The organism is Endozoicomonas atrinae (genome assembly GCF_001647025.1).
GTDB lineage: Bacteria > Pseudomonadota > Gammaproteobacteria > Pseudomonadales > Endozoicomonadaceae > Endozoicomonas > Endozoicomonas atrinae.
This window is the reverse complement of sequence record NZ_LUKQ02000342.1, coordinates 1-4,503: the sequence shown is the minus strand read 5'-3', so window position 1 is coordinate 4,503 and position 4,503 is coordinate 1. Positions and strand designations below refer to the sequence as shown.

Below are 4,503 nucleotides of genomic sequence, written 5' to 3'. Positions count from 1 at the left end.
AGAGTCAGCTTAGTAAAATATTTAACTTTCTGGAACTATCAGACTTGCAGACCACCCCAAAAAGCTATACTTAACGACAGGTCATTTTGGACTGGTGTTTTGAGGACTTTTTACGCCGGTGATGACAGCTTTCTCCCATGCATTGCTATGACGACTCTCCCCACTGCTTCCACTGCCATTTACGCACGGTTCAGGCATCTTCAAAGCGATTGCGATGAAATAGGCAAGAATAATGAAAGCAAACGCCGTCACTACCATGATTTCCAGAAACAGTATGCCAAGAAACCCATAAACAGCGATCAACATTGAAATTCCTACATTGGTGCTGGAAATCATAAAGGCAAGGGTATTTGACCAGCTGGCACCTTTTTCCCTCAGGGTATGCCCCATACCAATAGTGGCGTAATTACAGACAGAGGAAACGGCGCCGAGCGTCACTGAAAGACTGGCGCTTTCCAGATGATTACTTCCCAGTCGGCGAACAATAGTGTTCGTTGGAATATAGCTTCTCACCAGGGCAGACAGTGCCAGCCCAAAGGTTATGGGCCACAACATATGCCATAAAAGAAGCCCATAACTGGAGGCAAGATCAAGAATAACCATGGAGAAGAATCTCCAGTTCAGGTGGAACTGGAAGTATAGTTGGCTATCTATTGGAAGATAGAATTAACCTGACACCTTATTCCAAAGGGTTTACCCACGTTTTTCACAACTTATCCACAGCTTAAACTTAATCGCACAAACCGGTATAATCCCTCTCTATTTTTACAATCGAACCCTGCGAGTGGTCACTCACAGGGAAACCTGTGCCAGATGAATAATACCCATTGTGCTTTCTAACTTCCGTTATGAGCATGAAGGTTTGCTCCTTAAAACAGGCCGGCGTGAGGAGCCATAGCTTTCGCTATAGTGACGATCGCCAACATATGATTAAGGATCAAACCTTCTGCGCAATAGGAAGTTAGAAAGTTCGATTGGTATAAACTGGTCATCGATAATTGCTCGCAACATAAAGCTCAATGCTCAAAAAATGACCAGTTTGCATTTGAGCCTCTAAGAGGTAGAAAAGTGACTTCCCAGAGCACGCCAGATATCAATACATTCCAGGGGCTGATCCTCGCCCTTCAACAATTCTGGGCCCAGCAGGGCTGCGTCATCATGCAGCCACTGGATATGGAAGTGGGTGCCGGTACTTTCCATCCAGCCACTTTTCTTCGAGCCATCGGCCCGGAAAACTGGAACTCAGCCTATGTTCAGCCCAGCCGTCGCCCTACCGATGGCCGCTACGGCGAAAACCCAAACCGTCTGCAGCATTATTACCAATTCCAGGTCGTGATGAAGCCATCGCCTGATAATATTCAGGAGCTGTACCTGGACTCTCTCCGTCAGCTGGGGATTGACCCACTGGTTCATGATATTCGCTTTGTCGAAGACAACTGGGAGTCACCCACACTGGGTGCCTGGGGTCTTGGCTGGGAAGTCTGGATGAATGGTATGGAAGTCACCCAGTTTACCTATTTCCAGCAGGTCGGCGGCATTGAGTGTTACCCCGTAACTGGAGAGATTACCTACGGTCTTGAGCGCCTGGCCATGTATATTCAGGGGGTGGATAACGTTTATGACCTGGTCTGGACTGTTGGCCCACAAGGCCCGGTCACTTACGGTGATGTTTTCCATCAGCAGGAAGTTGAAATGTCCACGTTCAACTTCGAGCATGCTGACACTGAAGAACTGTTCAAACACTTTGACTTCTATGAGCGTGAATCCCAGAAGCTGGTTGACATCGGTCTGCCACTGCCAGCTTATGAATACGTTCTGAAAGCTTCTCACACCTTTAACCTGCTGGATGCCCGTCATGCAATTTCTGTGACTGAACGCCAGCGTTTTATCCTGCGCGTCAGAACTCTGGCCAGAGCAGTAGCCAAAGCTTACTTTGATAAGCGTCGTGAGCTTGGCTTCCCTCTTGCCGATGAAAGCATTCGTAATGAAGTTCTGGCTCAGCTTGCGAAAGAAAGCACGCAGGAGGAAAAATAATGAGCACATCCAGTAATAAAGCGCATAAAGAAGACTTCCTGATTGAGCTGGGAACAGAAGAGCTGCCACCCAAAGCATTAAAGAGTCTGTCTGAGGCGTTTACCCAGGGAATTATTTCTGGTCTTGAAAAAGCCCAGATCACTTTTACCGGCTATGAGTCGTTTGCTGCTCCACGCCGTCTGGCTCTGTTGATCAAAGGTCTGGATACTGCTCAGCCTGATCAGAAACTTGAGCGCAAAGGCCCTGCAGTTAAAGCCGCTTATGATGCCGAAGGTAACCCAAGCAAAGCAGCGCTTGGTTTTGCCCGTTCCAACGGTGTTAATTTTGAAGACCTGGAACAGGAAGAGACACCTAAAGGAGCATGGCTGGTCTATCGTTCTGTTAAGCAGGGTGAAACAACCAACGCGTTACTGCCGGAAATCATTACCCAGTCTCTGAATAGTCTGCCCATTCCAAAGCGCATGCGCTGGGGTGCCAGTCGTACCGAATTTGTCCGCCCAGTTCACTGGCTGCTGATGCTGCAGGGCAACAGTATTATTGATTGTGAAATCCTTGGCCTGAAAGCCGGTAATACAACCCGTGGTCACCGCTTCCACGCGAATCAGGAAATCGCGATCAACAATCCTGCTGATTATGCGCAAGTTCTTCGTGAGCAGGGCAAAGTCATTGCTAACTTTGATACCCGTCGTGAAATCATCCGTGAGCAGGTTGAGCAAGTTGCAACCACGATTAATGGGCACTCGGTGATTGACCCTGATCTTCTGGATGAAGTAACCGCTCTCAACGAATGGCCAGTTGCCCTTTCCGGGCGCTTTGATGATGAATTCCTTTCCGTTCCATCCGAAGCACTGATCTCTTCCATGAAGGGGCATCAGAAATATTTCCACGTGGAAAACAGTGAAGGGAAACTTCTTCCTCACTTTATTACAGTGGCAAATATTGAAAGTTCCGAGCCTCGTCATGTTGTCGAAGGTAATGAGAAAGTCATTCGTCCGCGTCTTGCCGATGCCAAGTTCTTCTATGACACTGACCGCAAGCAGACTCAGGACGATCGTCGTAAAAAACTGAAGCCTATTGTATTCCAGGCTCAACTGGGCTCAGTCTTTGCAAAAACTGAACGTATTGCACGACTTGCGTCTTACATTTCACAGACTGAAGGTGGTGATGCAAAGCTTGCAGAACGTGCTGGTCAACTGTGTAAGTCTGACCTGGTTTCTGAAATGGTTCTGGAGTTTCCAGAGCTTCAAGGCATCATGGGTCAGTACTATGCCGACAACGACGGTGAAAATCCTGAAGTCAGCAAGACACTGTATGAACAGTATATGCCCCGCTTTGCTGGTGACCAGCTGCCATCAACGCTGATTGGCTGTGCCGTTGCCATTGCCGATAAAGTGGACACGATTACCGGTATTTTTGGTATCAACCAGCTTCCTACTGGCAGCAAAGACCCTTTCGCTCTTCGTCGTGCCAGCATTGGTGTACTCCGAATCATTGTTGAGAAGAAGCTCAACCTTGATCTGGAAGCACTGATTGATCAGGCGATTCAGGGCTATCAGGAACAAGGTGTTTCTCTGCCAGCACTGGACAATCTTAATACGACAGTAGTCAACTACATGCTGGAGCGTTTTGATGCCGCTTACCAAGAAGAAGGAATTGCTATTGAGATCATCAACTCCGTTAAGGCATTACGCCCTACCCGACCACTGGACTTTGATCTTCGGATAAAGGCAATTACCCGCTTTAATGCCATGGATGAAGCGGATGCACTAGCTTCCGCCAACAAACGTGTATCCAATATTCTGGCTAAAGCCGGAGACATTGTTATTCCTGATACGCTGGATGAGACGCTTCTCAGTGAAGCTGCGGAAGTTGAGCTTGCGAAAGTTGTGTTTGCCAAGAAACAGGAAATTGCTCCTGCTCTGGAAGAAGGTCGCTACGCACTCGCAATGGAAAGCCTCGCAGCACTGAAAGAACCTGTTGACCTGTTCTTTGACCAGGTACTTGTTAATGCAGAAGAGGAAGCAGTCCGCCTGAATCGCTACGCACTGCTTAAGCAATTACGCAGCCTTTTCCTCCATGTAGCTGATATCTCTTTGTTACAGAAAAGCTAAGCATTGTAAAGAGATTGATTTAAAAGGATTTTTATCAATCTCTAAACCTTATGCCGCCATACTTTGCCACCATATAAAATTGCCACCATCAACTTTTTTCCTAATCCTTCAATGGAAATATCCCTTCTGTCCCCAGCATAATTTCCCCCCTCTGTCTGTAAGCTGATTTTAAGACGGTTAGAACATTATACCTATCACATCAGCACCAAATAATTTCAGTTAGCGGCATACTGTCATCACCGGCGTAAAAAGTCCTCAAAACACCAGTCCAAAATGACCTGTCGTTAAGTATAGCTTTTTGGGGTGGTCTGCAAGTCTGATAGTTCCAGAAAGTTAAATATTTTACTAAGCTGACTCT

At 47.1% G+C, this 4,503-nt stretch carries 3 protein-coding genes; 2 read left to right on the top strand and 1 reads right to left on the bottom strand.

Annotation, left to right across the window (positions count from 1 at the left end; translation table 11 throughout):
• Positions 1–81 precede the first annotated feature (81 nt).
• Positions 82–603 carry a permease gene (locus AK963_RS25720; RefSeq protein ID WP_066018224.1) on the bottom strand — a complete coding sequence of 174 codons (522 nt, stop codon included), beginning with the start codon at positions 601–603 and terminating at the stop codon, positions 82–84.
• 465 nt (positions 604–1,068) lie between these two features.
• Between AK963_RS25720 and glyQ the strand changes: the two genes are divergently transcribed.
• The gene (glyQ, locus tag AK963_RS25715) at positions 1,069–2,034 is read left to right on the top strand and encodes a glycine--tRNA ligase subunit alpha (protein WP_066018223.1); all 966 of its coding nucleotides are present in this window, start codon (positions 1,069–1,071) and stop codon (positions 2,032–2,034) included.
• A complete protein-coding gene (gene glyS, locus AK963_RS25710) occupies positions 2,034–4,145 on the top strand; it encodes a glycine--tRNA ligase subunit beta (protein WP_066018222.1) in 2,112 nt (703 codons plus the stop codon). The genes glyQ and glyS overlap by 1 nt, the downstream gene beginning before the upstream one ends.
• The last annotated feature ends 358 nt before the right edge of the window (positions 4,146–4,503 follow it).

Excerpts from the sequence above, each read along its gene's own strand:
- AK963_RS25720 (WP_066018224.1), bottom strand. The coding sequence starts at position 603 with ATGGTTATTCTTGATCTTGCCTCCAGTTATGGGCTTCTTTTATGGCAT.
- glyS (WP_066018222.1), top strand. The coding sequence starts at position 2,034 with ATGAGCACATCCAGTAATAAAGCGCATAAAGAAGACTTCCTGATTGAG.